The 25,271-nt window shown below is 72.7% G+C and carries 19 protein-coding genes and 1 pseudogene; 7 read left to right on the top strand and 13 right to left on the bottom strand.

Features of this window, described 5'->3' with window-relative positions:
• Positions 1 to 88: 88 nt before the first annotated feature.
• Positions 89 to 2,320 carry an ABC transporter family substrate-binding protein gene (locus tag ABZ887_RS22485; RefSeq protein WP_361292105.1) on the bottom strand — a complete coding sequence of 744 codons (2,232 nt, stop codon included), beginning with the start codon at positions 2,318 to 2,320 and terminating at the stop codon, positions 89 to 91.
• Between the two features lie 344 nt (positions 2,321 to 2,664).
• Between ABZ887_RS22485 and ABZ887_RS22480 the strand changes: the two genes are divergently transcribed.
• Genes ABZ887_RS22480 through ABZ887_RS22465 form a run of 4 tightly spaced genes read left to right on the top strand, consistent with a single transcriptional unit; the run spans position 2,665 to position 6,553 of the window.
• On the top strand, positions 2,665 to 2,955 hold the full coding sequence (locus ABZ887_RS22480) for a hypothetical protein (protein ID WP_361292103.1): 291 nt from the start codon (positions 2,665 to 2,667) through the stop codon (positions 2,953 to 2,955).
• 48 nt (positions 2,956 to 3,003) lie between these two features.
• Positions 3,004 to 3,825 carry a hypothetical protein gene (locus ABZ887_RS22475; RefSeq protein WP_361292101.1) on the top strand — a complete coding sequence of 274 codons (822 nt, stop codon included), beginning with the start codon at positions 3,004 to 3,006 and terminating at the stop codon, positions 3,823 to 3,825.
• A complete protein-coding gene (locus ABZ887_RS22470) occupies positions 3,825 to 5,780 on the top strand; it encodes a fumarate reductase/succinate dehydrogenase flavoprotein subunit (RefSeq protein WP_361292099.1) in 1,956 nt (651 codons plus the stop codon). The genes ABZ887_RS22475 and ABZ887_RS22470 overlap by 1 nt, the downstream gene beginning before the upstream one ends.
• A complete protein-coding gene (locus tag ABZ887_RS22465) occupies positions 5,777 to 6,553 on the top strand; it encodes a succinate dehydrogenase/fumarate reductase iron-sulfur subunit (RefSeq protein WP_361292097.1) in 777 nt (258 codons plus the stop codon). The genes ABZ887_RS22470 and ABZ887_RS22465 overlap by 4 nt, the downstream gene beginning before the upstream one ends.
• Here ABZ887_RS22465 and ABZ887_RS22460 read toward each other — a convergent pair.
• Complete coding sequence (locus ABZ887_RS22460) at positions 6,528 to 7,517, bottom strand: aminoglycoside phosphotransferase family protein (RefSeq protein WP_361292095.1); 990 nt, start codon at positions 7,515 to 7,517, stop codon at positions 6,528 to 6,530. The two genes, ABZ887_RS22465 and ABZ887_RS22460, sit on opposite strands and share 26 nt — an antisense overlap.
• The gene (locus tag ABZ887_RS22455) at positions 7,514 to 8,632 is read right to left on the bottom strand and encodes a glycosyl hydrolase family 18 protein (protein WP_361292311.1); all 1,119 of its coding nucleotides are present in this window, start codon (positions 8,630 to 8,632) and stop codon (positions 7,514 to 7,516) included. Before ABZ887_RS22455 ends, ABZ887_RS22460 begins: the two co-directional genes overlap by 4 nt.
• A gap of 319 nt (positions 8,633 to 8,951) precedes the next feature.
• On the opposite strand from ABZ887_RS22455, the gene ABZ887_RS22450 reads away from it, so the two are divergent.
• Positions 8,952 to 10,373, top strand: coding sequence for a hypothetical protein (locus tag ABZ887_RS22450; RefSeq protein ID WP_361292093.1), 1,422 nt, complete (start codon positions 8,952 to 8,954; stop codon positions 10,371 to 10,373).
• Between the two features lie 255 nt (positions 10,374 to 10,628).
• Here the strand turns inward: ABZ887_RS22450 and ABZ887_RS22445 are convergent, their stop codons facing one another.
• The 6 genes from ABZ887_RS22445 to ABZ887_RS22420 all read right to left on the bottom strand — a co-directional run bounded on the left by ABZ887_RS22445 (position 10,629) and on the right by ABZ887_RS22420 (position 17,194).
• Complete coding sequence (locus tag ABZ887_RS22445) at positions 10,629 to 13,220, bottom strand: SpoIIE family protein phosphatase (protein ID WP_361292091.1); 2,592 nt, start codon at positions 13,218 to 13,220, stop codon at positions 10,629 to 10,631.
• Between the two features lie 259 nt (positions 13,221 to 13,479).
• Positions 13,480 to 13,887 (bottom strand): ATP-binding protein, encoded by a 408-nt coding sequence (locus ABZ887_RS22440; protein WP_361292089.1) that lies wholly within the window; start codon positions 13,885 to 13,887, stop codon positions 13,480 to 13,482.
• A gap of 190 nt (positions 13,888 to 14,077) precedes the next feature.
• On the bottom strand, positions 14,078 to 14,521 hold the full coding sequence (locus ABZ887_RS22435) for a (deoxy)nucleoside triphosphate pyrophosphohydrolase (protein ID WP_361292087.1): 444 nt from the start codon (positions 14,519 to 14,521) through the stop codon (positions 14,078 to 14,080).
• 21 nt (positions 14,522 to 14,542) lie between these two features.
• Positions 14,543 to 14,746 (bottom strand): SPOR domain-containing protein, encoded by a 204-nt coding sequence (locus ABZ887_RS22430; protein ID WP_361292085.1) that lies wholly within the window; start codon positions 14,744 to 14,746, stop codon positions 14,543 to 14,545.
• A gap of 330 nt (positions 14,747 to 15,076) precedes the next feature.
• A complete protein-coding gene (locus ABZ887_RS22425) occupies positions 15,077 to 15,829 on the bottom strand; it encodes a GntR family transcriptional regulator (protein ID WP_361292083.1) in 753 nt (250 codons plus the stop codon).
• Positions 15,830 to 15,976: 147 nt separating this feature from the next.
• Positions 15,977 to 17,194: a DUF4190 domain-containing protein gene (locus ABZ887_RS22420; protein WP_361292081.1), complete on the bottom strand. Its 1,218-nt coding sequence runs from the start codon at positions 17,192 to 17,194 to the stop codon at positions 15,977 to 15,979.
• Positions 17,195 to 17,294: 100 nt separating this feature from the next.
• Between ABZ887_RS22420 and ABZ887_RS22415 the strand changes: the two are divergent.
• Positions 17,295 to 17,492, top strand: a pseudogene (locus ABZ887_RS22415) (proteinase inhibitor I4 serpin); the annotation flags it as partial.
• Between the two features lie 155 nt (positions 17,493 to 17,647).
• Positions 17,648 to 18,820, top strand: a complete 1,173-nt coding sequence (locus ABZ887_RS22410) for a serpin family protein (protein WP_361292079.1) — start codon at positions 17,648 to 17,650, stop codon at positions 18,818 to 18,820.
• Positions 18,821 to 18,999: 179 nt separating this feature from the next.
• On the opposite strand, the gene ABZ887_RS22405 is transcribed toward ABZ887_RS22410, so the two are convergent.
• The 4 genes from ABZ887_RS22405 to ABZ887_RS22390 form a co-directional block, all read right to left on the bottom strand.
• Complete coding sequence (locus tag ABZ887_RS22405) at positions 19,000 to 19,827, bottom strand: oxidoreductase (RefSeq protein ID WP_361292077.1); 828 nt, start codon at positions 19,825 to 19,827, stop codon at positions 19,000 to 19,002.
• Positions 19,828 to 19,871: 44 nt separating this feature from the next.
• Positions 19,872 to 21,389, bottom strand: coding sequence for an ATP-binding protein (locus ABZ887_RS22400; RefSeq protein ID WP_361292075.1), 1,518 nt, complete (start codon positions 21,387 to 21,389; stop codon positions 19,872 to 19,874).
• A complete protein-coding gene (locus tag ABZ887_RS22395; protein ID WP_361292073.1) occupies positions 21,386 to 22,093 on the bottom strand; it encodes a response regulator transcription factor in 708 nt (235 codons plus the stop codon). The genes ABZ887_RS22400 and ABZ887_RS22395 overlap by 4 nt, the downstream gene beginning before the upstream one ends.
• Positions 22,094 to 22,190: 97 nt before the next feature.
• Positions 22,191 to 25,169: a glycoside hydrolase family 2 TIM barrel-domain containing protein gene (locus tag ABZ887_RS22390; RefSeq protein ID WP_361292071.1), complete on the bottom strand. Its 2,979-nt coding sequence runs from the start codon at positions 25,167 to 25,169 to the stop codon at positions 22,191 to 22,193.
• Between the last annotated feature and the right edge of the window lie 102 nt (positions 25,170 to 25,271).

Genomic DNA, 25,271 nt, shown 5'->3' with positions numbered 1-25,271 from the left:
TACGCGGACCCTGCCGGGCTGAACACGCCACGGCCTCACCCCATGGTACGTGCACTCTCCAGTGGGGGCTCGCCGGGCCGCCCCCGCCCTACCCCTTGCTCGGGCTGGGCGACACCTTGGCGCCCTTCTTCAGGAAGCCCATGTCCTGGTACACCGGCGTCTGGAAACCGAAGGCACCCACGTTCACCAGGCCCTTCCGGGCCGCCACGATCTGTGGCCGCTGGTACAGCGGCAGCGACCCCGCCGCCGCCCAGATCCTGGAGTCCGCCTTGCGCAGCAGCCCGTCCGCCTCGTCCTCGTCCAGCGTGCCCAGCGCCTGGTCGAAGAGCTGGTCCACCTGGTCGGTGCCGACCCGCGTGTAGTTCTGCTCGACGTTCAGCGACCCGTCGGCCGCCACCACCGGCTTCGCGTAGATCGGCCGGGCGTCCGTCGCCGGGAACGCGGACGACGGCCACGAGTACAGCGCCAGGTCGTACTGCCCGGACGCGATGTGGTCCTTGAAGTAGCTGTCGTCGGAGACCTTCTTGATCTCGGTCACGATGCCCACCTTGTCCAGCATCTTCGAGATCTGGCCGGCGACCGCCTGGAGCGACTCCGAGCCCGGCCCCGACGGCAGCACGAACCGCAGCGAGAGCGCCTTGCCGTCCTTGGCCAGCGGCCCGGCCGGCGCCCCTCCCCTGGGTGCCGCCGTGCCCTTCGGCGCGTACGCCCCCGGCGCCCCGTGGGCGTGGTCCTTCTGGTGGTCGCGGGTGTCCTTGTCGTGGGCCTTGTCGTCCTCCCCGACGATGTACTGCCCGTCGTGCCCGCCGTCCGACTCGTCGCCCTTGTCGCCCTTCTTCTTCCCGTCCTCCGCTCCGGCCGCCTTGCCGCCGGTCTTGACCGGCCCGCCGGCCACCCAGCCCGCGTCGGCGAGCAGCGCCTGCGCCTCGTGGGTGTCGAGGCCGCCGATGGCCCCGCTGCCGTCGGTGTAGGCGGCCTGCCCGGACAGGGCGACATGGCTGCCGACCGGCACCGCGGGCAGCCCCAGCGGGGTGAGCACCAGCTTGGCGAGCGCCTTGCGGTCCAGGGCGCGGGCGACGGCCCGGCGCACCCGCTCGTCGGCGAGCGGGCCCTCGGAGCCGTTGAGGGCGAGCTGGGTGAAGGCGGGTTCCAGGGACTTGCGGACCTCGAAGTCGTGCAGCTCGTGCTGCTGCTCCAGCCACTTCGCGATGCTCCTGCGGAGCTTCTTCGGCCCGTCGGGGAGCTTCTCCTCGTCCATGCCGAGGGTCAGCGCCCAGGACCGCAGTTTCTTCGCGGAGGTCTTCCCGGCGCCCTGCAGGGGCAGGCCGGTGCCCTTCTCGCGGCCGGCGATGGTGATCCGCTCGGCCTCGGCGGCGTCGATGTCGGCGACGTCGACGGTGCCGGCGGCGAGCGCGGAGGCCCGCTTGTCGCGGTCCACGGCGTGCAGGTCGATCTCGTCGAGCTTGGCGGGACGGCCCCACCAGCGCGGGTTGCGGGTGAGGACGACGTCCTTCTTGGCGGTGTCGACCTTGTCGAGCCGGAAGGGGCCCGCGGTGACGGTGAGCTTGCGGCGGGCGCCGTCGTTGAAGGCGTCCGGGGTGCCCATGACGTCCTTCGGGTACAGCGGCGAGAACAGCGACTTCCAGTCGGCGTACGGCCGGTCGAAAGTGACCCGGACCTCCAGGTCGTTGGCGCCGCGCTCGATCTGGGCGATGCGGTCGTAGCCGGCGTTCCGGGCGGTCCAGTAGGCGGAGTCCTTGCCGGACAGGGCGCGCCACTGGGCGGCGAAGTCGGCGGCGCCGATCTCCCGGCCGTCGCTCCAGACGGCCTGCTGGTCGAGCTTGTAGAGGACGACCTGGCGGGGCTCGGTCTCGATGACCTTCGCGGACTCCAGGTAGTCGGGGTTGCGGACCGGCTTTCCGGTGGCGTCGATGGTGAACATCGACGGCAGGACGGCCTGGGCGACCCGGGTGGTGCCCGCGTCGGCATCGGCCTGGAAGGTGTTGAGGGTCTCCGGTACGGCGTCCACGGCGATCTTCAGGGTGCCGCCCTCGGCGACCGCGTCCCGGGCGACCGGCACGATGTCCTGGCCGGCCAGCGGCTTGCTGGCCTCGTCGTCGGAGCCGCAGCCGGCGAGGAGGGGGACGGCCAAGGCGCCTGCTGCGAGGAAGGCGAGGCTTCGCTGGTAGCGCCGCGATGTGCCGCCGTGGCTCGCCTGCGGGTCCGTGGGGGCTGGTCGCGCCCACGCGGCGGTAGCCGCACATTCAATACGGCCCCGCGCCCCTGAAGGGGCGCTACTGCCGACGCCGTGGTGAGACATCTCTGCTTACCTCCGGGAGGCCCCGTGACACGGGTGCGGTCTGTTCACGTTTGGGGGTATTTTGGAGTTGATCACATGTACGTCAGAAGTACGGACCCCACTGAAATGGACGGGGTCCGTCGGCCGGGTACGACACGGCGGCGGGGGCTGCCAAAGGCCACCCGTGCGGCCCAATGCCGTGCTCCTCCCCGGCGCACACAGAGCGCGTGCGGGCGTGCGACGGAGGCTCGCAATCCGCCAATCGCTGCACATGGCTTCACATCAGTAGGTGTGACGCGCAACACTCGCAGGCGCATGAACGTTGCCACCTTGGACCACGAAGTCCGCGGAAGTGAGGTCACGTCATGTCCGTGCACGACGACCTGACGTCAGTCCAGCGTTGCCTAGAAGACCTGAACCGGTCCGTCGGCCGCCTGGAGCAGCAGCTCGGGAGCGGCGGACTGGAGATGCGCCGCGTCCGTGCCGACGCCGATCACCTGCGCGAGAGCGTGGCACTGCTGCGGGAGACGGCCCGCGCCGGCGCCCCGGGCAAGCGCCCCGAGCTCGTGACCATCTCCGACGATCCGTACGACATCAACCTGTGGACGGACACGGACGACGAGGGTCTCGGCGCCCGCGACCGGCACGCCCCCTAGGAGCGCTGACCGCAGGCCATCAACCCCGACCCCGACCGGAGTCATCCATTGGCCACTGGTACGGAACCACATCCGAACAGCGGCGGCGTACGCACCCGTACGCGCGCCGCGATCTCCGCCCCGCACCTGCGGACCGACCGCTGGTGGCTGGCGCCCGCCGTCACCGCGGCCGGTCTGTTCGCGTTCGTCGTCTACTCGACGTGGCGGGCCTTCTCGAACGCGCACTACTACTCGGCGCCGTACGTCTCGCCGTTCTACTCGCCGTGTCTGGCCGAGAACTGCAAGGTCATGCCGTCCGGCCCGAACGCCGACCTCTTCGGCAGCTGGTGGGCGATCTCCCCGGCGATCATCATCCTGATCTTCCCGCTGGGCTTCCGCCTGACCTGCTACTACTACCGCAAGGCGTACTACCGCAGCTTCTGGGCGTCCCCGCCGGCCTGTGCGGTGGCCGAGCCGCACGCGAAGTACACCGGTGAGACCCGCTTCCCGCTGATCCTGCAAAACGTCCACCGGTACTTCTTCTACTTCGCCCTGCTGGTCGCCGGCGTGCTGACCTACGACACGGTCCTGTCGTTCCGGGACACCCACGAGAACTGGGGCCACATGGGCCTCGGCACCCTCGTCTTCCTGGTCAACATCGTGCTGATCTGGGCGTACACACTGTCCTGCCACTCCTGCCGGCACATCGTCGGCGGCAAGCTCAAGCACTTCTCCAAACACCCCGTGCGCTACAAGGCATGGCAGTTCGTGGGCAGGCTCAACGCCCGCCACATGCAGCTGGCCTGGGCGTCGTTGGTGAGCGTGGCGCTCGCCGACTTCTACGTCTATCTGCTCGCGTCCGGTGTCTTCGACGATCCGAGGTTTTTCTGATGCCCGTGGTGGACCGGCAGGAGTGGGACGTCGTCGTGATCGGGGCCGGTGGCGCGGGCCTGCGCGCCGCGATCGAGGCGCGCGAGCGGGGCGCCCGTACGGCGGTGATCTGCAAGTCGTTGTTCGGCAAGGCGCACACGGTGATGGCCGAGGGCGGCATCGCGGCGGCCATGGCCAACGTCAACGAGCACGACAACTGGCAGGTCCACTTCCGCGACACCCTGCGCGGCGGCAAGTTCCTCAACCAGTGGCGGATGGCCGAGCTGCACGCCAAGGAGGCCCCGGACCGGGTCTGGGAGCTGGAGACCTGGGGCGCCCTCTTCGACCGCACGAAGGACGGGAAGATCTCCCAGCGCAACTTCGGCGGCCACGAGTACCCACGCCTCGCGCACGTCGGCGACCGTACCGGCCTCGAACTGATCCGCACCCTCCAGCAGAAGATCGTCTCGCTCCAGCAGGAGGACAAGGAGGAGACCGGCGACTACGAGTCCCGGCTCAAGGTCTTCCAGGAGTGCACGGTCACCCGGATCCTCAAGGACACTGCATCCAACAGCGGCTCCGCCGCGGGCCGGGTCTCGGGGGTCTTCGCGTACGAGCGGGAGACCGGCCGTTTCTTCGTCCTGGAGGCGCCCTCCGTCGTCATCGCGACCGGGGGCATCGGCAAGTCCTTCAAGGTGACGTCGAACTCCTGGGAGTACACCGGGGACGGGCACGCGCTCGCCCTGCTGGCCGGGGCGCCGCTGCTCAACATGGAGTTCGTGCAGTTCCATCCGACCGGCATGGTCTGGCCGCCGTCGGTGAAGGGGATCCTGGTCACGGAGTCGGTGCGCGGCGACGGCGGGGTGCTGCGCAACTCCGAGGGCAAGCGGTTCATGTTCGACTACGTCCCGGACGTCTTCAAGGAGAAGTACGCCGAGTCGGAGGAAGAGGGCGACCGGTGGTACGAGGACCCGGACAACAACCGGCGTCCTCCCGAGCTGCTCCCCCGCGACGAGGTCGCCCGCGCGATCAACTCCGAGGTGAAGGCGGGCCGCGGCTCCCCGCACGGCGGGGTCTTCCTGGACGTGTCGACGCGGATGCCGGCCGAGGTGATCCGGCGGCGGCTGCCGTCCATGTACCACCAGTTCAAGGAGCTGGCCGACGTCGACATCACGGCGGAGGCGATGGAGGTCGGGCCGACCTGCCACTACGTGATGGGCGGGGTCGCGGTGGACTCCGACACCGCCGCAGCCCGTGGCGTGCCGGGGCTGTTCGCGGCCGGTGAGGTGGCCGGCGGGATGCACGGCTCCAACCGGCTGGGCGGCAACTCCCTCTCCGACCTGCTGGTGTTCGGGCGCCGGGCGGGCTGGCACGCCGCCGACCACGCGGCGGACCAGGACGACCGGCCGGCGGTGGACGACGAGCAGATCGACGCGGCGGTGGCCGAGGCGCTGCGGCCCTTCTCCGCGGAGGGCCAGGAACCGGACTCCGGCCCGCCGGAGAACCCGTACACCCTCCACCAGGCGCTCCAGCAGTCCATGAACGACCTGGTCGGCATCATCCGCCGGGAGGGCGAGATGGAGCAGGCCCTGGAGAAGCTCGCCGAGCTGCGGGTACGGGCGCGCCGGGCCGGGGTGGAGGGGCACCGGCAGTTCAACCCGGGCTGGCACCTCGCCCTGGACCTCAGGAACATGCTGCTGGTGAGTGAGTGCGTGGCCCGGGCGGCCCTTGAGCGCACCGAGTCGCGCGGCGGCCACACCCGCGAGGACCATCCGACGATGGACCGCCGCTGGCGCCCCGTCAACCTGCTCTGCCGGCTGGCCGACCCCACGGGCGGGTCGGCGGCCACCGACCCGGAGCGCGGCCAGATCGACCTCACCCGTGAGACCACCGACCCCATCCGAGCCGACCTGCTCGCCCTCTTCGAGAAGGAGGAGCTGGTCAAGTACCTCGCCGAAGAGGAGCTGTACGAATGAGCGGCTACACGGCCCACTTCCGGGTGTGGCGGGGCGACGTCGAGGGCGGCGGCCTGGAGGACTTCAAGGTCGAGGTGAACGACGGCGAGGTGGTCCTCGACATCATCCACCGCATCCAGGCCACCCAGGCCGCCGACCTGGCCGTCCGCTGGAACTGCAAGGCGGGCAAGTGCGGTTCGTGCTCGGCGGAGATCAACGGCCACCCGCGCCTGATGTGCATGACCCGGATGTCCGTCTTCGAGCAGGACGAGACCATCACGGTCACCCCGCTGCGCGCCTTCCCGGTCATCCGCGACCTGGTCACGGACGTCGGCTTCAACTACCAGAAGGCGAGGGAGGTCCCGTCCTTCGTACCGCCCGCCGGCCTCGGCCCCGGCGAGTACCGGATGTACCAGGAGGACGTGGACCGCTCGCAGGAGTTCCGCAAGTGCATCGAGTGCTTCCTGTGCCAGGACACCTGCCATGTCGTCCGTGACCACGAGGAGAACAAGACGGCCTTCGCCGGGCCGCGTTTCCTCATGCGGGTCGCCGAACTGGACATGCACCCGCTGGACGCGGCGGAGACGTCCGGCCTGGACCGCAAGCGCACGGCCCAGGACGAACACGGCCTCGGCTACTGCAACATCACCAAGTGCTGCACGGAGGTCTGCCCGGAGGGCATCCACATCACGGACAACGCCCTGATCCCCCTCAAGGAGCGGGCGGTCGACCGCAAGTACGACCCCCTCGTGTGGCTCGGCTCGAAGATCAGGAGGCGCCCCGCAGGAGGCTGAGCACCTGCCGGAGGTTGAACTCGGCGATGTCCCGCATCTGTTCGCGCTCCGGGAAGTCACCGTCCAGCAGCCGCAGCGGGCCCGCGACGAGGTTGAGGTGCATCGCCAGGCGGTACAGCGCCGTCCGGTCCTCGTCGAGGTCGGCGGTGCGCAGCACGTCGTAGGCGGGCCCGAAGCGGAGCTGGAGGAAGGCGTGCTCCCATTCGGCGTCGAAGTACATCAGGCCTTCGATGTCGATGAGCGCGGGGTCGCCCTCCTCGGTCACCAGGACGTGGTCCGGGCCGAGTTCGCCGTGCACGAGGGAGGCGTGGTCGCGCGGCTCGACCGCGTCGTAGAGCTCGTGCACCCGCTCGGCGAGCGCCTGCCGTACCTCACGCACCCGGGGGTCCCGCTCGGCCACCTCCGCGATGTCGCGCATCGCGCGGTCCGCGACGACCTGTTCGCAGGAGTTGCCGAGCGGCTTCCCGCCCTCCTCCACCAGGGCGGCCTTGCCGTACCCGGCGGAGACGTGCTCCCGGAGCACGCCGAGGGTCCCCGCCAGCCGGGCCAGCGGCACCCGTGCGGCGCCCGGGTCGCTGCGCAGCAGCAGCTCCAGGCTGCCGCCGCGGACGTCCTCGACGACCGCGGCGTACGCGGGCAGGTGCTCGGCCTCCTCGTCCGCGAACAGCAGGCGCGGGGTGCGCACGCCGAGCTCCGTCAGCAGGTCGTGGGCGGACAGGAACAGGCCGAGACCGGAGGCGTGCGCGAAGGGGTCGCGGATGTCGACGTCGGCGGGCCCCCAGTAGTCCTCCTCCGGGGACCAGACGTACGCGATCGCGCTACGGCCGTTGTCGAGGGCGAGCCGGTAGACGCCTTTCTTGCTCCCTCCGCGCAGCCGGGCGACGGCCGCGGGGGCACGGCCGAGGGCCTCGCGGGAGAGCGACGCGAGGTCGTCACGGGTGAGGTGGGCACGAGCGGTTGTCATGGCGTACGGACCCAGTCCTTCCGATAAGAGGTCCAGTCATCCTCGGTGGCGGCGAAGTCGACGTACAGGGCGACGCCGAAGTTAGCGCGATCCGCGTCCGTGCGTGACAGTCCCAGCCGAACCCCGCGCACGGCCGCCGGCACGGTCTCGGCGTGCGCCCAGTGCCCGAACCGGTTCTCGTGATAGAAGGGCAGCCCCATGAGGAGCTCGGTCGACCTGGGCGTGACCTCCAGCGCAAGGCTCGTCTGCTGCGCGACGTAGCCTCCGTACAGGCTCTGCAGGGGCTGCATGGTGTCGTACGACATCACCGCGATCTGATCCACCCGACGAGCGACTTGCCCGAAATACTCCTGTGACCACCATTTCGGATGACCGGTGACGGTACCCCAGAAGGAGTGAAAGGCCGGCAGCGGATCGATCTGGTGTGCGGCGACGGAGAGCAGCGGGGTCGCGGGGCGCAGGGCGTCGAGGAGGGCGAGGTAGTTCCGGTCGCCGGAGTGCAGGGGCTCCAGGTCGAAGTGCACGCCGTCGAACCCGGCCCCGACGACCTGCCGGGCGGATGCGACGACGGCGTCCCGCGTCGCCTTCCTCTCCAGATGCATGGCATCCGGCTTCTCGGGCGCGAGCTCGTCGCCGAGCCAGGCCTGCACCCGGACGCCGGGGAGTTTTCGATGCACGGCTGTTATCAGCCAACGGGCCTTGGGATAGGCCGATTTGGGCAGCGTGCCGTTGTGTTCCAGTGGTCCGGCATGGACGTAGAGGTCGCGTATGCCGGTGTCCGCGAGCCGGGCGGCGAGGGCGGTGACGTCGGCGTCGGTCTTACGACCGTCGACCCAGGCGTGACCGAGCCAGAGGGCGTCCCGGCTCCTGCTGTACGTACCGGCCTTCGGGTCGCCGGTGTAGTTGATGCGGAGGGCGGTCTCGGCGATGAGGAGGGGGACCAGCAGCACGAGGATGACGCGGAGCGTCCATCTGCCGATTTTTTTCCCACCCGCCCAACCCGTGCGGCTTTCGTCGTCGGGTGCGGGTGGCCCCTGCGGGGGTGCGGACGCGTCGGCGACTGCGGGTGGGACCTCGGCGGAGTCCGATGCGTCGGACGGCGCGAGTGACGCCAGTGCGGAGTCCGGTGCGTCGGGCGGCGGGGGTGGTGCCTGGGCAGGGGGTGGTTCGGTGGTGGGTGCGGGTGGTGGTGGTCGGAGTTCCGGTGTGTCGGCGGCTGTGGGTGGCGCCTGGGGCGAGTTTGGTTCGGCGGTGGTTGAGGGGTCTCTCTCCGGGTTTGGGCTCCGTTTCATGTTCTGTCCCCCTTTTCTTGTCGTCCCCCGGCTGCCTCAGCCCCGGTCGCGAAGCCGACTGGCTGCCCATACGCTCCGAAATGTGACGTCATCCTTGATCCGGGGTCGGCCGAGGCATGCCACCGGGCACATAGGTGTGCGGGTGGGGCATGCGGTGCTGGGCGGGGTGACCGGGGTGGTCTGGCTGGTGTTGCCGGTGATGACGAGCGCCACTCAAGATCCGGTTCCCGTGGCGGGTGGCGGGACGGTCGCCACGGCCCGGGCGGCGGACGGGGCGTCGGCCACCGACTACGTCCTGCCGCTCGTCGCCGTCGCGGCGGCCGGTGCCCTGGGCGGCTACGGATACGTACGCCGGATACGCCGGGCCCGCTCCCGCACCACGCCGGGGATCCTCTCCCCCGCCCCGCCGGCTCCGTCGCCCGTCGACGTCAAGCGGCAGGCCCGCGCCTCCCTGGTCCTCGCCGACGACTGCGTACGCACCAGCCGGGAGGCGCTCGGGTACGTCGACGGGGGCGAGTCCGTCGTACGGGCCCTGCGGGCGGCCGAGACCGAGCTGGCGGCCGCGTTCGCGATATGGCGGCGGTACGAGGAGGGGGTGCCGGGGGACGACACCGGCCGGCGTCAGGCGCTGGTGGGGGTGATCGGGCGGTCCGCGGAGGCGGGGCGTCAACTGGACGCGGAGGCGGCGGAGTTCGACGCGGAGTGGGACGCGGGGGACGCGCTGGCGGTGGCCGAGGGGCGGTTCCGGCAGCTTGCGGGGCGGACCGGCGGGGTGGCGGGCGTACTGGCCGGGGCGGGCGAGCGGTACGGCGCGACGGCGGTCGCCTCCGTCGTCGGACATGTCGAACAGGCCAAGGATCGGCTGGTGTTCGCGACCTCGCGGCTCAACCGGGCCCGCCAGGACGCCGATTCAGGCGACGGCGAGGGGTCCCGGCGGGGGGTGCGGGCCGCCGAGGGGGCCGTGGCGCAGGCCGGGGTGCTGCTGGGCGGGGTGGAACGGCTGGTGCGGGAGCTGCAGGCGGCGGCGGGGCTGCTGCCGGCCGCCCTGACGGGCGCGGAGGCGGAGCTGGCGGGTCTGCGCGGGACGGCCCTGCCGGCGCGGCTGGCACACGCCGACACCGTACTGGGCGCGGTGCGGCACGAGGTGACCGGTGGGCCGTACGACCCGTTGGACGCCCTGCGCCGGGTCGTGCGGGCGGTGGAGGGGACGGGGGGCGGGCGGTCCGGGGTGATCGCGGCGGGGGCGGGGCTCGTGGCGCGGAGTGCGCTGGGCGCGGCGGACGACTTCGTCGGGACGCATCGGGCGGCGGTGGGGGCGGAGGCGCGGACGTTGCTGGCGGCAGCGGGGCGGGCTGCGCCCGCGGACACCGACAGGCTCGCGCGGAAGGCGCGGGAGTTGGCGGAGCGGGATGTGCGGGCGCACGGCAACCCGTTCGCCGGGGAGGCCGCGCAGGGGATCGGGGTGGCGGGGGCGGTGCTCGGGGGTGTGCTGCTGGGTGAGGAGGGTGACGGGGGGCCGGTGGTGGCCTTCGGGGGGCCGGAGAGCAGGGGGAGGCTGGGGTAGCGCGTCAGGGGGTGCCACGGGGGACGTCGGGCGGCCGCGGGTGGGTGGGGGCTTGTCGCGCAGTTCCCCGCGCCCCTGAAGGGGCGCCTCGGCTGGTCGCGCCCACGCGGCGGAGCCGCATATCGGACACAGCCCCGCGCCCCTTTGGGGCGCGTTGTTGCGGACGTCGGCTGTAGCGCCCCGTCAGGGGCGCGGGGAACTGCGCGATCGGCCCCCACGGCGCCGCACCGGACAACCGGCCGGAACCACCCCTCCTCAGAACAGGCTGAGCAGCGCCTCCGCAGGGTCGGTCAGGCCCGTCTCGCCGTCCGGCAGCGGGAGTTCGAACCACACCGTCTTCCCGCGCGGTGTCCGGCGCGAGCCCCACGCCGCGCTGAGCAGGCCGACCAGCTGGAGGCCACGCCCGCCCTCGTCGGTGTCCCGGGCGCGGCGGCGCCGGGGCTGGACCAGGCCCGAGTCCCACACCTCGCACACCAGCGTGCGGTCGAGCAGCAGCCGTAGCCTTATCTCGCCCTCGCCGTACCGCAGGGCATTGGTGACCAGTTCGCTGACCAGCAGCTCCGTCGTGTCGACCAGCGGCTCCAGGCCCCACGTGACCAGCTGGCCGCGCGCGTACTCACGGGCGCGGCCCACACTGCGCGGCTCTCGCGGCAGCGCCCAGTCGCCGACCGACTCGGCCGGCAGTCCCTGGACACGTGCCATCAGCAGCGCGATGTCGTCCTCACCATGGTGCGTGTCCAGGGTGCTGAGGACGTGGTCGCAGACGTCCTCCAGGGGCTGGGACGGGTCGGTGAGGGCGCCGACGAAGGCCTGGAGGCCCTCGTCCAGGGGGTGGTCGCGGGACTCGACCAGACCGTCGGTGTAGAGGGCGAGGAGAGAGCCCTCGGGGAGATCCACCTCGACCTCCTCGAAGGGCTCGCCACCGACGCCCAGTGGCATGCCGGGCGGGACGTCGAGCATCAGGGCGTCCTCGCCGGGTTCGACCAGGACCGGCGGCAGGTGGCCGGCGTTGGCGAACGTACAGCGCCGGGTGACGGAGTCGTAGACGGCGTACACGCAGGTCGCGAGGTAGACCTCGGAGAGGTCGGCGTCGCGGGGCTGGCGGGCGGTGCGGGTGGCCTGCTGGACCCCGCCGGGGGTGCCGAGGCCGCGGGCGATCTCGTCCAACGCGGAGAGCACCTCGGCCGGTTCGAGGTCGAGCAGGGCCAGGGTGCGGACCGCCGTGCGGAGTTCGCCCATCGCGACCGCCGCGCGTAGACCCCGGCCCATGACGTCGCCCACCACCAGCGCCGTGCGGTGGCCGGGGAGTTCGATGACGTCGAACCAGTCGCCGCCGACCTCGGTGGCCGCGTTGCCGGGCAGGTAGCGGCAGGCGATGTCGAGGCCCGAGGCCTCCGGGTCGCCGGGCGGGAGCAGGGACCGTTGCAGTATCAACGCCCGTTCGTGTTCGCGCCGGTAGAGGCGGGCGTTGTCGATGCAGACGGCGGCGCGGGCGGCCAGTTCGACGGCCAGGTCCCGGTCGCGGTCGCCGAACGGCTCGCTGCCCTTGGTGCGGGCGAACTGGGCGAGGCCGACGACCGTGTCGTGGGCGACCATGGGCACGGCCAGCGTGGACTGGACGAGGCCGCCCTCCGCCGCCGGCACGTGCTGCGGGCGGGCGGTGCGCAGGGCGTCCGCACACGGGGAGTTGAAGGGGTAGTGGTGGACCGCGCCGACGGCCACCGGGACGCCGCCGCCCACGAAGGGCGCGTCGGAGACCGCGCTGGCGAACGCGACCCGGCGCAGCTCGGCGCTGCCGTCGGCGAGGCCCGGCGGGGTCTCGTCGCCGGCCAGCAGACCCTGGTAGAGGTCGACGGTGGCGATGTCGCAGAAGCCGGGCACGACCACGTCGAGGAGTTCGCGGGCGGTGGTCTCCAGGTCGAGGGAGTTGCCGATGCGGGCGCCGGCCTCGTTGAGGAGGGCGAGGTTGCGCCGGGCGGCGGCGGCCTCGCGGGCGGCGGCGCGGCGGGCGGTGATGTCGAGGCCGAGCCAGGCGATGCCGATGGGGCGGCCGGTGCCGCTGTGCACCCGGTAGAGGTTGATGGACCAGTGCCGGCGCTCCTCGGAGCCCGGCACGAAGCCCGTGACGTGCATGTCGGTGATGGAGTTGCCGGTCTCCAGGACCCGGCGCAGGGTGGCCGCGACCCGCTCGGCCTCGGAGCGCGGCAGGTAGTCGTGGACGCCCTTGCCGCGGTGGTCGTCGGGGGTGCCGCCGAAGATGGAGGAGAACCGTACGTTGGCGCGGCGGATCCGCAGGTCGGTGTCGATCAGCAGGAAGCCGAACGGAGATTGACCGAATATCGACTGCGAGGCCGCGAGGTCGGTCTCGATGCTGCGCAGGGTGCGGACGTCGACCACGATGCACACGGCCGCGTTCTCGCCCTCCGCGGTGCGGGTGGGCATCACGTAGACCTCGGCGATGCCCTCCTCGCCGCGCTCGCCGTCCGCCGCGGCGGGCATCCGGAACGGGACCACGCCGGTCCACTCCCGCCCGTCCAGGATCTCGGCCATCTTCCGCTGGCCGCGTGCGCGCAGGTCCGGGTCTATGAACGCCTCGATGGGGTCCATGCCGACGGCGCGCTCGGCCGGGATGCCGAAGATCTGCTCGGCGCGCAGGCTCCACTGGTCGACCAGGCCGCCGGCGCCGATGGAGAACGAGGCGACCTTGATGTAGTCGTAGATCGAGCCGGGCGGGCTGCTCTGCCACATGGCGTCGCCAGGGGCCGCCGCGGCTGTCTCCGCGGTCCCCGCCCTCGCGCCGTCCGACGGGTCCTCGGACTCCGTGGCCTTAGCTGGTATCTCGCTCACGCGAACCGTCCCCTCCAGCTCACCGCGTCCGGCACCGGTCACCGGGTGCGGCTGCCCGCAGTATCCAGCACTACGGCGCCGCCTGACACGGTGTTCACGATCACAGCACGGTCCCGACGATTTCCGGACCGGACCGTGACAACACTTCCAGTCTTCTAACCAGGGAACACGCCGTCGAATCACGTACTCGGGCACGTGTTGATCAGCCACTCTCGCGGGTGGACGGCGTCGCACCGCGTGTACATCCCGTTCACCCCGTTCACCCGGGTACCGCCAGCTCGAACCAGACCGTCTTGCCGTTGACGCCGGGGCGGGTGCCCCAGCTGCGCGAGGAGCCGGCGACGAGTTGAAGGCCGCGGCCGTTCTCGTCGTCCGGGCCGACGGCGCGTTCGCGGGGTGGGTCCGGGAGCGGGTCCGAGACCTCGACGCGGAGCGTGTCGCCGAGGCCGGCGGGCCGCACCAGGCGGACGCCGATGGGGCCCGTGGCGTGCCGCAGCGAGTTGGTGACCAGCTCGCTGACCAGCAGGGCGGTGATGTCGGCGAGGGTGTCTAGGCCCCACCCGCGCAGTTGGTCACGGACCGCGGTACGGGCGGTGCGCACGGCGCCCGGTTCCGCGGGAAAGGTCCACTCGGCGGTGTCACCTTCGGTGTCGATCACACCGATCACTTCCCAGTCGCTTTCCTGGCTGCGAGCCCGCCCCTGTCCGGTTTCGTGGGGTTAATGGGCACATACCCGATTACCGGGGGGCAGTACCGCATGGGAGGGCGCACTGTGGTGCGAACGGCTTACGCCGGTGGGGCCGTGCGCCCAGGAGCTCGGGAGGCGTGGTTGTCGGGCGCCTGCGGGTACGTCGTGGCTAGTCGCGCAGTTCCCCGCGCCCCTGTTCGTCGGGGCTACGCCCCGGACTCAGCAGGGCGGCCACCTCGCGTACCGCTGGTACGTCCTGGTCCAGCCAGGGGACCGTCCAGAGGTCCTCCGGGGTGAGCCAGCGGAGCTCGTCGTGGTCCTGGAGGGGCTTGGGGGCGGGGGAGGCGGGGTGCAGGCGGGCCGTCCACACCTGGAGGACGTACGGCTCGCGCAGCGGCCACTCTCCCGGCACCCGCGCCAGCGCCTCCGTCTCGACGCCCAACTCCTCGCGCAGTTCGCGCACCAGGGCGTGCTCGGGGGTCTCGGCGGGCTCGACCTTGCCGCCGGGGAGCTCCCAACGGCCGGCCAGCTCGGGGGGTGCGCTGCGGCGGGCCGCGAGGAGGCGGCCCGCGTCCAGCAGGGCGGCTCCGACCACCACGATCCGTTCGCTCATGGGCCGGAGCCTACGGGAGGGTCAGTTCCGGCTGACGCCGTCCCCGTTGCCGTTGCTGTGGCCGATGCGCTCGACCCAGTAGAGCTGCTTGTGTCCGCGGTCGTCGAGACTGTCGGCGATCTTCTGCGCCTCGGCCCGGGTCGCGTACCGGCCGACGCGGTAGCGATTGCCGTTGTCGTCCTGCCTTATGACGAGCCAGGGGAGAGAGACCGTGCCTTCCGTCATCGCGCCCCTCCGCATCTCCCGGCTCCCGCCCATCCCCGCCCCGCTAAGGAAACCGCACTCCGCATATGCCCGAGCGTACGCCTAACCTTTACGCAGCGAATACGCCTTTTCACAAAGAGGTACGCAACCAGCCAGAACGGTGGGGGGCGCACGGTGACGAATGCGCCGTTCGCGCGCCTCTCGCTTCGGGTCGCGGGCATACCGGGGACGGCCGGGGCCACCTGGGAGAACGGCCGGATTGCAGCACCCGGGTCCAGGTACGGACCCGGACGGTGAAGGCGTCAACCATCGCAAGGGTGTGCGCTACTTCACGCAGAGGTGGTACGCGCGCTACTTCACCGGCAGATGGTAGGACGCCCGGTAGCGGTCGGCCGGGATGACCACGTCCGCGGTCTCCACCGGGCGGCCCGAGGCGTAGTACGTCCGCTGGATCACCAGGACGACATGGCCGGGGACCCCGCCCAGGGTGAGCAGTTCCTCGGCGAGGCCGGGGCGGGCGCCGACCTCCTCGGTGACGTTGTCCACGACGACGTCGATGGCGCGCATCCGCTCGACCACGCCCATCCCGCCGAGCGGGCCCTCCTCGGGCAGCATCACGGGGGTGCGGCCGGTGACGGCTAGGGGCTCCCAGGAGGTGGAGAGCATCATCGGCTCGCCCGCGTCCCGGAACAGGTACCGGGTGCGCATCACGCGGTCGCCGACGTGGATTCCGAGCCGGTCGGCGATCGCGGCACCGGCCTCGGCCTGCTCGCTGCTGGACTCCCAGGTGCCGCGCGCCGCCGCGTCCGACTGCTCCTGCCGGAACGGGGTGGCGCCGCCGACCGGGCGGAACCCGGAGCGGGCCACCCGCCGGGGCACGGGCCGCTCGCGCACGTAGGTCCCAGAGCCGGAGCGGCCCTCGACCAGCCCCTCGGCCATCAGCACCTTGCGGGCCTCCAGGGCGACCGTGTCCGAGACGCCGTACTCCTCGCGGATGCGGGCCTGGGAGGGCAGCCGGGTGTGAGGCGGCAGCGAACCGTCGACGATCTTCTTGCGGAGATCACCCGCGACACGCAGATACGCCGGCTGCTCACCGAAAGTCACTGGCCGCTCCCATCAGGTTGTACAGACAGCAACAGCGTGGCAACCGTGGGTTGAGCGGTGCAAGCAAAGGCCAGAGAATCACTCGATGTGATGACATATGGCCTGGGGAGGCTTTACGCAGGCACTTTCTCCCCGCTATAGCCGCGATCACACCTCCAGGCCGGAGCCACTTCCTCCGCTGCCGGAGCCGGCGCCCCCGTCGTCGTACGAGGGCGGGCTCGTGGCGAGGCCCAGAGCCTTGCGCGCGGTGACGGTCCGCTTCGGGTCGAGCAGCGTCGAACCCTTGTCGTAATGGGTGTAGTACGTGTCCGCGTCCGTGGCCTTCGCGGCCTTCGCCCACTCCGCCTTCGCCCGGTCGAGGTCCGCGACCAGGTCGCTCACCGGCTGCTTCGCGTCCGGGGCCCAGCCGTGCGCGCGCAGCAGCGCGGTCTGCTTGCCGAGGGCCGTGGTCACCCGGTCCGCCCACTGCCGGTAGCCGGGCAGGTCGTCCTCGACGTACTCGGCCTCGGGGACGGTGCCGAGGGCGGAGTTGAGGACGTGCGCGGCGTCCAGGTAGGCGACCTGGTCGTCGTCCAGCACGCTCTCGTCGTTGCGCAGCGAGCCGGACAGGGTGCGGCCCTCGGTGGTGTTGCCGAAGACGCAGGCCACCTCCCGGTCGCCGTACCCCCAACTGTCCTCACTGGGCGTGAAGTAGTACACGTCGACGTCGTCGGGGATCGCCCAGCCGTCCATCGCGTAGCCGTCCTCCAGGGCGTAGCAGCGCCGGTCGGCGGAGTCGCCGACGCCGTCGTCACCCGGGTAGGACGAGCCCTTGAGCCTGTAGGTGGCGAAGACCTCGCCGTCGTGCGCCTTCTCGCAGTCCACCACGTCGATGTCGGAGACCAGGTCGCCGGTGAGCGTGCCGTCGGGGGTGTCGAAGCAGTCGCCGGTGGCGAGGGAGAGGCTGGAGCTGTCGTTCGCGCCCTCCTTGAAGCCCTCCCAGAAGTCGGCCGCCCCGCCGGTGGCCAGCAGCAGCACCCACAGGGCGAGCCCGACCGAGGAGAGCACCGACCCGATGACCGCCATCGCCTTGCCGCGCTCACCGCGCCTGCGGATCTGGCCGAGCCCGATCAGCCCCAGCACCAGCCCCACCCCCGGCAGACAGCACAGCAGCCCGAGCACGAGGGAGGCGATGGCGAGCCCGTTGACGGGCGGCTGGGCGGGGTAGGGGCCGTAGCCCTGCCCCCAGGGCTGGTACGGCCCGGGGTACGGCGGCTGCTGCCCGTACGGTCCCTGCGGGTACGGCGGGTACTGCGGCTGGCCCGACTGAGGCGGTGGATAGGGCCCTTGTGGCTGGTGGGGGCCGGGGGGCGGAGGTATGGACACCGGTACCGTGCTCCTGAGGGGGCGTCGGGCCGCGCGGAAACGGACGGCTGGACTGACGTACGACTGCGCGCATCGTAAGCGCGCCGTGAACGGGGGCGGAATGAGGGTGGGGAAGGCGGCCGTGGGCGCGGTGAACGGCCTGACCGCACGCTGGGCGGCCGCGTCGGAGGGCGGCACGGTCTTCTCCGCGGCCGGGGTCTGGCCGCTGCTGGCCTTCCTCGCGGACGGGGCGCACGGCAGGGCGCGCACCGAACTGGCGGACGCGCTGGGCCTGCCGGCGGACGAGGCGGCGGGAGCGCCGCCCGAACGGCGTCACGTCACCACCGAGATCAACGCCGCCTTCGACCGCCCCTTCGGCTTCCTCGCCCTGCACCGGCACTCCCGGCTCGTCCTCGCGGCGGGCTGGGTGACGGACCCTCTGCCCTTCCCCGAGTACCCCTGGGAGCACGACGAATGAACGACACCGTCCGCGCCGTCAACGCGCTCACCGCACGCTGGGCGCGGCAGACCAGACAGGGCACGGTCTTCTCGGCCGCCGGGGTCTGGCCGCTGCTGGCCTTCCTCGCCGACGGCGCCGCGGGCCCGGCCCGGGACGAACTGACCCGGGCCGTGGGGATGCAAGCCGACCAGGCCGCCGCCGGTGCGCGGGAGTTACTCACGGGGCTCGACTCGATGCCGGGCGTCGGAGCGGCTCTGGGACTGTGGACCGACCGGGCGCTGGAGCTGCGCGAGCAGTGGGCGGCGGGGCTGCCCGCCGACGCGCACGGCGTGCTCGACGCCGATCCGGCGGCCGCCCAGGAGGCGCTGGACGCGTGGGCGGCGAAGCGCACCGAGGGGCTGGTGGAACGGATGCCGGTCCGGCCGGCCGAGGGCGCCCGGATGGTGCTGGCGACCGCGCTGGCGCTGCGCACGGACTGGCAGCACCCGTTCCGGGAGACGATGCTGCGGCCCGGCTCCGGGCCCTGGCAGGGCCGTACGCTGGCCGGTCTGCACCGCAGCAGCGTGCGCCTGGACCGGATCTGCGTGGCCGCGGGCCCGGACGGGCACGTCACCACGGTGAAGGTCCTCGGGGACAACGGCCTCGACGTGCACCTGGTGCTCGGCGCGGAGGGCATGGCTCCCGGGCAGGTGCTGCACACGGGCATCGGTGTCCTGGAGCGTGCCCTGCCGGTGGCGACCGGCGGACAGCTCCCCTACGGGCCCGCGGGGCCGGGTGTGGTCGTGGAGCGGGAGCCGTGCGTGGCCCCGGACCCGATCCGGCTCGATGTGACCACCCCGGGCTTCGCGGTCCGCGCCGACCACGATCTGCTCCAGCTCCACGGGCTGTTCGGTCTCTCCACGGCCGCGGACGTCCGCGAGGGGCACTTCCCCGGGATGAGCGCCGCGCCGCTCGCCGTCGGGGCGGCCGGGCAGTCCGCGGTCGCGGAGTTCGGGCCACTGGGCTTCCGGTCCGCCGCGGTCACCGCCGTGGTGGCGGCGCCGGGCGGCGGGCCGCCGCGGTACCGGCACGAGTCCACGGTGGTGCGGGCCGCCTTCGACCGCCCGTTCGGCTTCCTCGCCGTGCACCGGGAGAGCCGGCTGGTGCTGGCGGCGGGGTGGGTGACGGAGCCGACGGTCGTGGACTGAGGGTTCGGCTGCGGGTGCGTGGGGGTTGCTCGCGCCCACGCGGCGGAGCCGCATATCGGACACAGCCCCGCGCCCCTGAAGGGGCGCTCGTGCAACCCCCTGCTTTTAAGGGGCGCGGGGAACTGCGCGAGCAACCCCCACGCACCCGCACACGAACGACGGCGCACCCCGCGGAGCGCCTAGTCGAAGTCCGTGGCCCGCGTGCGCTTCTCCCAGGCGGCGATGTCGGATCGTACGACGTCCAGTTGGGTCAGTACGGCGGTCACCGCGTCGTCGCCGAGGGGGAGGTGGAGCGGGGTCTGCTCGGCGTCCAGGGCGGCCAGGATCAGGGCGGCCGCCTTGGCCGGGTCGCCGGGCTGGCTGCCGTCGCCGCCCTCGACGAAGCCGCGGGTCTCGGCGACCCTGGCGTACACGCCGGTGTCGGAGCTGGCCCCGGCCCGGCTCGTGTCGAAGAGCGCGGTGCGGAAGGCGCCCGGCTCCACGATCAGCACCTTGATGCCGAACTCCCGCACCTCGTCGGCGAGTCCCTCGGACATGCCCTCCAGCGCGAACTTCGTGCCGCTGTAGGCGGAGAAGCCGGCGAAGGACATCTGCCCGCCCATGCTGCTCATCTGGACGACGGCTCCCGAGCGCTGTGCGCGCAGGTGCGGCAGCACCGCCCGGACCAGCGCGGCCGGGCCGAACACGTGCAGGTCGAACAGGTCGCGCAGTTCGGCGTCGGTGGTCTCCTCGAAGGCGCCGACATGGGTGCGGCCCGCGTTGTTGACGAGGACGTCGATCCGGCCGTGGCGGGCGATCACGTCCTGTACGGCGGGCCCGATCGCCGCCGTGTCCGTGACGTCCAGGCGGACCGGGTCCACCCGGCCGGGGTGGGCGGCGGCCAGCTCCGCCAGTGCCTCGGGGCGCCGGGCCGCCCCGACCACGGTGTCACCCGCGGCGAGCGCGGCCTCGGCGAGCGCCCGGCCGAAGCCGCTGCTCGCGCCGGTGACCAGCCAGACCCTGCTCATCACTCAGTCTCCCTGTCCTCTGCGGTCTGCTCAGCCAACCACCCTTATCCGAAAGGGAGTTCACGTCCAATGGGTTTCCGCGGCGGGTTCACCTCACCGGCGTACGCCGGGCACAGCGGCAGCCGTACCGTGAACACCGTGCGGCCCGGTTCGCTGCTGACCTCCGCGCGGCCCGCGTGGGCGGCGGACACGGCGGCGACGATCGCGAGGCCGAGGCCGCTGCTGCCGGTGGCCCGGGAACGGGAGGCGTCACCGCGGGCGAAGCGTTCGAAGACGCGGGGCAGCAGGTCGGGCGGGATGCCGGGGCCGTCGTCGGCGACGCGGATCAGCGCCTGGTCGTCGGTGGTCCGCACGGTGACGGTGACCTTGGTGCCGGGCGGGGTGTGGGTGCGGGCGTTGGCGAGGAGGTTGGCGACGACCTGGTGGAGGCGGTCCGGGTCGCCCTCGACCAGCACCAGGTTGCCCGGCATCAGGAACTCCCAGCGGTGGTCGGGTCCGGCCGCGCGGGCGTCGGCCACGGCCTCGGCGAGCAGCGGGCCGAGGCCCACCTCCTCGTGGGCCAGCGGGCGGCCGGTGTCCAGGCGGGCGAGGAGCAGCAGGTCCTCCACGAGGGTGCGCATCCGGCCGATGCCGGACTCCATGCGGCCCAGCGCGTACTCGGCCTGCGGGGCCGCCGACTTCGGTGCGCGGCGCACCAGTTGGAGATGTCCGGCGACGGAGGCGAGCGGGGTGCGCAGTTCGTGGCCGGCGTCGGCGAGGAAGTCCCGCATGCGCAGTTCGGTGGCGTAGCGGTCGGCGAGGGCGCTCTCGACGTGTCCCAGGAGCCGGTTGACGGCCTCGGCGAGCCGGCCGGTCTCGGTGGCGTGGTCGGCGTCCGGCACCCGCTCCAGGGCTCGGACCTCGCCGTATCCGAGCGGCTCGCGGGAGATGCGGGTGGCGGTGGCGACGACGCGTTGCAGGGGCCGTAGCTGACGGCCGATCACGGTGGCCGCGATGAGCGCGGCGACGGCGAGGGCGGCGGCCGCGATCGCCGACTCGACGGCCAGCAGCCGGCCGAGCATCTGGTCCACCGGGCGCACCGACAGCGCGGTGACGACGGTGACCTCGGAGCTCGGGGTGTCGGCGCGCACGGCCTTGACCCGGTAGGTGCCGCGGCCGGGCAGGTCCAGGGTGTGGCGGTGGCCGTCGGCCTCGACGGTGGCGAGGAGCCGCCGCTGCCCGGCGGTCGGGGCGGTCAGCTCCCCGGAGCCGGTCACGACCGCCGCGTGCCGGACGGTGCCCGAGCCGTGCCGGCCGGCCACGGAGACGCCGATGGTGCCCGCCGGGACCCCGAACGCCCTGAGGTAGGGCAGTCCGCTGGTCGGGGCGCCGATCTGGCCGCGGGCGGCCGACGAGTGCTCGGCGAGGGCGTCGAGGCGCTGGTCGAGGCCGGTCATCAGGTAGGTCCGCATGGTCAACCCGGTGATGGCGATGATCACGACGGAGAGGGCGGCCAGCAGCAGGCTGCTGGAGAGGATCATCCGGGAGCGCAGGCTCCGCGGGCGGCGCGGGCCGCGTCTCATCGCTTCGCTTCGGCGGGCTTCATCAGGTAGCCGACGCCGCGCACGGTGTGGATGAGGACGGAACGGTCGCGCTCGATCTTGCGGCGCAGGTAGCTGACGTAGCTCTCGACGATGCTCAGGTGGCGGTCGGCCTCGCCCGCCCAGACGTTGTCGAGGAGTTCGGCCCGGCCGAGGACCCGGCCGGTGTGCCGCATCAGGTAGCGCAGCAGCTCGAACTCCCGGGCGGTGAGCCGGACCGGGGTGCCGGCCCGGTGCACCTGCCGGGTCTCCTCGTCGAGGGTGAGGTCGCCGACGGCGAGCAGCGAGCCGCCCGCGCCCGCCGCGTCGCAGCGGCGCAGCAGGGCGCGCAGCCGGACCACGACCTCGTCGAGGTCGAACGGCTTGGGCACGTAGTCGTCGGCGCCCGCGCGCAGGCCGGCGACCCGGTCCTCGACGCTCTCCCGGGCGGTCAGGAACAGCACGGGGAGGTCCGGGCGGTAGGCCCGGAGGCGCCGCAGCACCTCCAGGCCCTCCAGGTCGGGCAGTCCGCGGTCCAGGACGACCGCGTCGGGCCGGAAGCCGCGGGCCGCGCTCACCGCCGTCGTGCCGTCCAGCGCGGGCTCGGTCCGCCAGCCCTCGGCCCGCAGCACTGTCACCAGCAGGTCGGTCAGGTCTTTCTCGTCGTCCACGACCAGGATCCGTGGGGTACCGGTGGATAACTTCATGGCCGGTGACCGTCCACCTCCCGGCCGTGAGACGCGTGGGTGCGGACTGTGAAAGAGCTGTCGGGCTGTCAGATCGGTCGCCCAGGGGCCTGGTTGCTCAGGCTCCCGCGGTGAAGCGCAGCCTGATCGTGCGGGCCTCGGGGCGCAGGGCGAACTCCGGCCACACGTCCGGGCCGCAGGCGCGGGAGCCGAGGCCGTGCTGGGCCGCGTCGACGATGAGGTGGCTCGTGGTGGACTCCGGGAGTTCGAAGGGGTGGGCGGCCCGGGCGAGTTGCTGCGGGGTGTGGCGGGAGAGGGTGAAGCCGGGGCGCCGCCCGCGGGTGTCGGGGAGGGCCTCGACGCGCAGGGCCCCGGTGTCGCCGCTGGTCAGCGTGAGGCGGCGGAGCCGGGAGCGGTGGCCGGTCTCCTGGGGGCGCGCGTAGTCCACCGACAGGTCGCGGACGGTGGCCGAGAACCGGCCGGTGCGGGCCGCCCGGAGGCTGTCGGGGTAGGACTCCAGCGGGCCCAGTCCGAACCACTCGGCGCCGTCCACGGGGGCCGTCCCGTCGGGGAGTTCGAAGCGCACCCCGATCCGCGGCCACACCGTGGACCAGCCGCGCGCGGGCTCGATCTCGACGCGCAGTTCCAGCTCGCCGTCCTCGACCGTCCAGACCGACTCCACGGTCACGGAGAGCGCGGAGTCCGCGGCGGAGACCCGGTCGACGGTGCGCAGCGCGTCCGTGGCCTGCTCCACTCCGACCCGGCGGGCGACGAGCCGGTCGAGTCCGTCCCGGCGCCACAGCTGGGCGCTGGAGACCCCCTCGGCGCTGGCGTCGCTGCCCTCCAGCCGGTCGGCGGTGCCCTCGTCGTTGTCGGTCGGGGCGCGGAACAGCTCCAGCCGCGGGCCGGTCACGGGCCGCCCGGCGAGCCGGGTGAGGGAGCCGCCGGTGAACTCGGCGATGCCGAGGGCGAGGGTCCCCTCGCCGGGCCGCCAGCCGGACCGGGGGCGGACGGCGGGCACCGGCCGCCGTACCGAGCAGTCGAGCTGGGCGGTGGCGATCTCGTGTCCGGCGGGGGCCCAGGCGGTGTCCGTCGCCAGCACCGCCTCGACCGTCAGCCAGGTCTCGGCGTCCGCGGCCACCGCGACCGCGGGCAGCGGCACCCGGCCCGACTCGCCCGCCGCGAGCAGCGGGGCCTCCAGCTCCCCGGCCTCCACGGGGACGCCGTCGAACTCGACGCGCCAGCGGAAGCGCAGGTCGGAGGTGTCGGCCGAGTGCCGCAGGTTGGTGACGGCGAGCTTGTCGCCGTCGAAGGCGAAGCGGACCGGCTGGACGACCGCCTTGAACTCGTGCAGGCCGGGCGTCGGCACGTCGTTGCTGAGCACCATGCCGTCCATCACGAAGTTGCCGTCGTGCACGACCTCCCCGAAGTCGCCGCCGTAGGCGTAGTACGGGGTCCCGTCGGGGGCGGTGGCGAGGATGCCGTGGTCGCGCCACTCCCAGACGAAGCCGCCGTGCAGCCGCGGGTGGCGGTGGACCAGTTCCTCGTACTGGTCGAGGGCGCCCGGCCCGTTGCCCATGGCGTGGGCGTACTCGCACAGCAGGAACGGCTTGGTGCGCTGCCGGGCGCCCTGGGCCGGGGTGCAGCCGAGCAGGGGGGCGGTGGAGCCGTCCGTGCCGATCTGCTCGGTCTCCGGCACCGTCGAGTACATCCGGGAGTAGACGTCGGTGTACTCGCCGGTGTAGTCGCCCTCGTAGTGGACGGGGCGCTCGGGGTCGCGGGCGTGCACCCAGGCGGACATGGCGGCGAGGTTGGCGCCGGTGCCGGCCTCGTTGCCGAGGGACCACATCACGACGCCGGGGTGGTTCTTGTCCCGTTCGACGGTGCGCTCGATGCGGTCCAGGCAGGCGGCGCGCCAGGCCGGGTCGTCGGTCGGGTTGCCGACCCAGCCGACCTTGTCGAAGCCGTGCGTCTCCAGGTCGCACTCCAGGACGACCCAGAAGCCGAGTTCGTCGGCGAGGTCGAGCAGCCGGGGGTGCGGCGGGTAGTGGCTGGTGCGGATGGCGTTCACGTTGAACCGCTTCATCCGGGCCAGGTCCGCGCGGGCGTGCGCCTCGTCGAAGACCCGGCCGCGCTCGGGGTGGGCCTCGTGCCGGTTCATGCCGTGGAAGACGACCCGGCGGCCGTTGACGAGGAACTGGTCACCGCGGATCTCGACCGTGCGGAAGCCGATGCGCAGGGCGATGGTCTCGGCGGCGGAGGAGACGGTCGCGTCGTAGAGCCGGGGCAGTTCGGCCGACCAGGGCTCCACCTCCGGGATGTCGACGGGCGCGACGTCGGCGGCCGTCTCCCAGACCCGCTCCACGCCCAGTCCGGGGATGCGCAGGGTGACGGGGAACGCGGCCGCGCCGGCGGTGACCTCGGTCTCGACGCGGCCGCGCCCGCCGTCGTACCCGGTACGCAGCCAGACGTCCTCGATGCCGCCGGCCGGGCGGGCGAGCAGGGTGACGTCCCGGAAGATGCCCGGCAGCCACCACTGGTCCTGGTCCTCCAGGTAGCTGGCCGCCGACCACTGGTGCACGCGTACCGCGACGGTGTTGTCGCCGGGGCGCACCGCGGACGTCACGTCGAACTCGTGGGCCAGCCGGCTGCCGCTCGCCGCGCCGATCCCGACGCCGTTCACCCACACCTTGAACAGCGACTCGACGCCGTCGAACCGCAGCACGACGCGTTCGGCGTCCGCCCAGTCGGCGGGGAGGTCGAAGTGGCGGCGGTAGTCGCCGGTGGGGTTCTCGTCGGGGACGTGCGGCGGGTCGATCGGGAACGGGAACTGGATGTTCGTGTAGGCCGGCCGGCCGTGGGCGCCGTCGCCTTCGAGCACCCAGTGGGCGGGCACCGGGATGCCGGCCCAGCCCTGGTCGTCGAAGTCCTCGGCGGCGAACTCCTCGGCCACGGCCGCCGTGGGCGACAGCCGGAAGCGCCAGGGTCCGTTCAGCGAGAGGGACGGGGCGTCGGAGTGCAGCCAGGAACGGGCCGGGCGCAGGGCGCCGTGCCAGGGGGTGGGGTCCGATACGTACGCGGTGGAGTCGAAGGCCAAGACGTCACAACTTTCTTGATGATAGAGGCGCCCCAAAGGGGCGCGGGGAACTGCGCGACCAGCCACGACGGACCGGCAGACGACAGACGGCACATCGCGGCC

The sequence above is a fragment of the Streptomyces sp. NPDC047061 genome (genome assembly GCF_040643955.1).
GTDB lineage: Bacteria > Actinomycetota > Actinomycetes > Streptomycetales > Streptomycetaceae > Streptomyces.
This window is presented reverse-complemented; position numbering and strand designations above follow the sequence as displayed.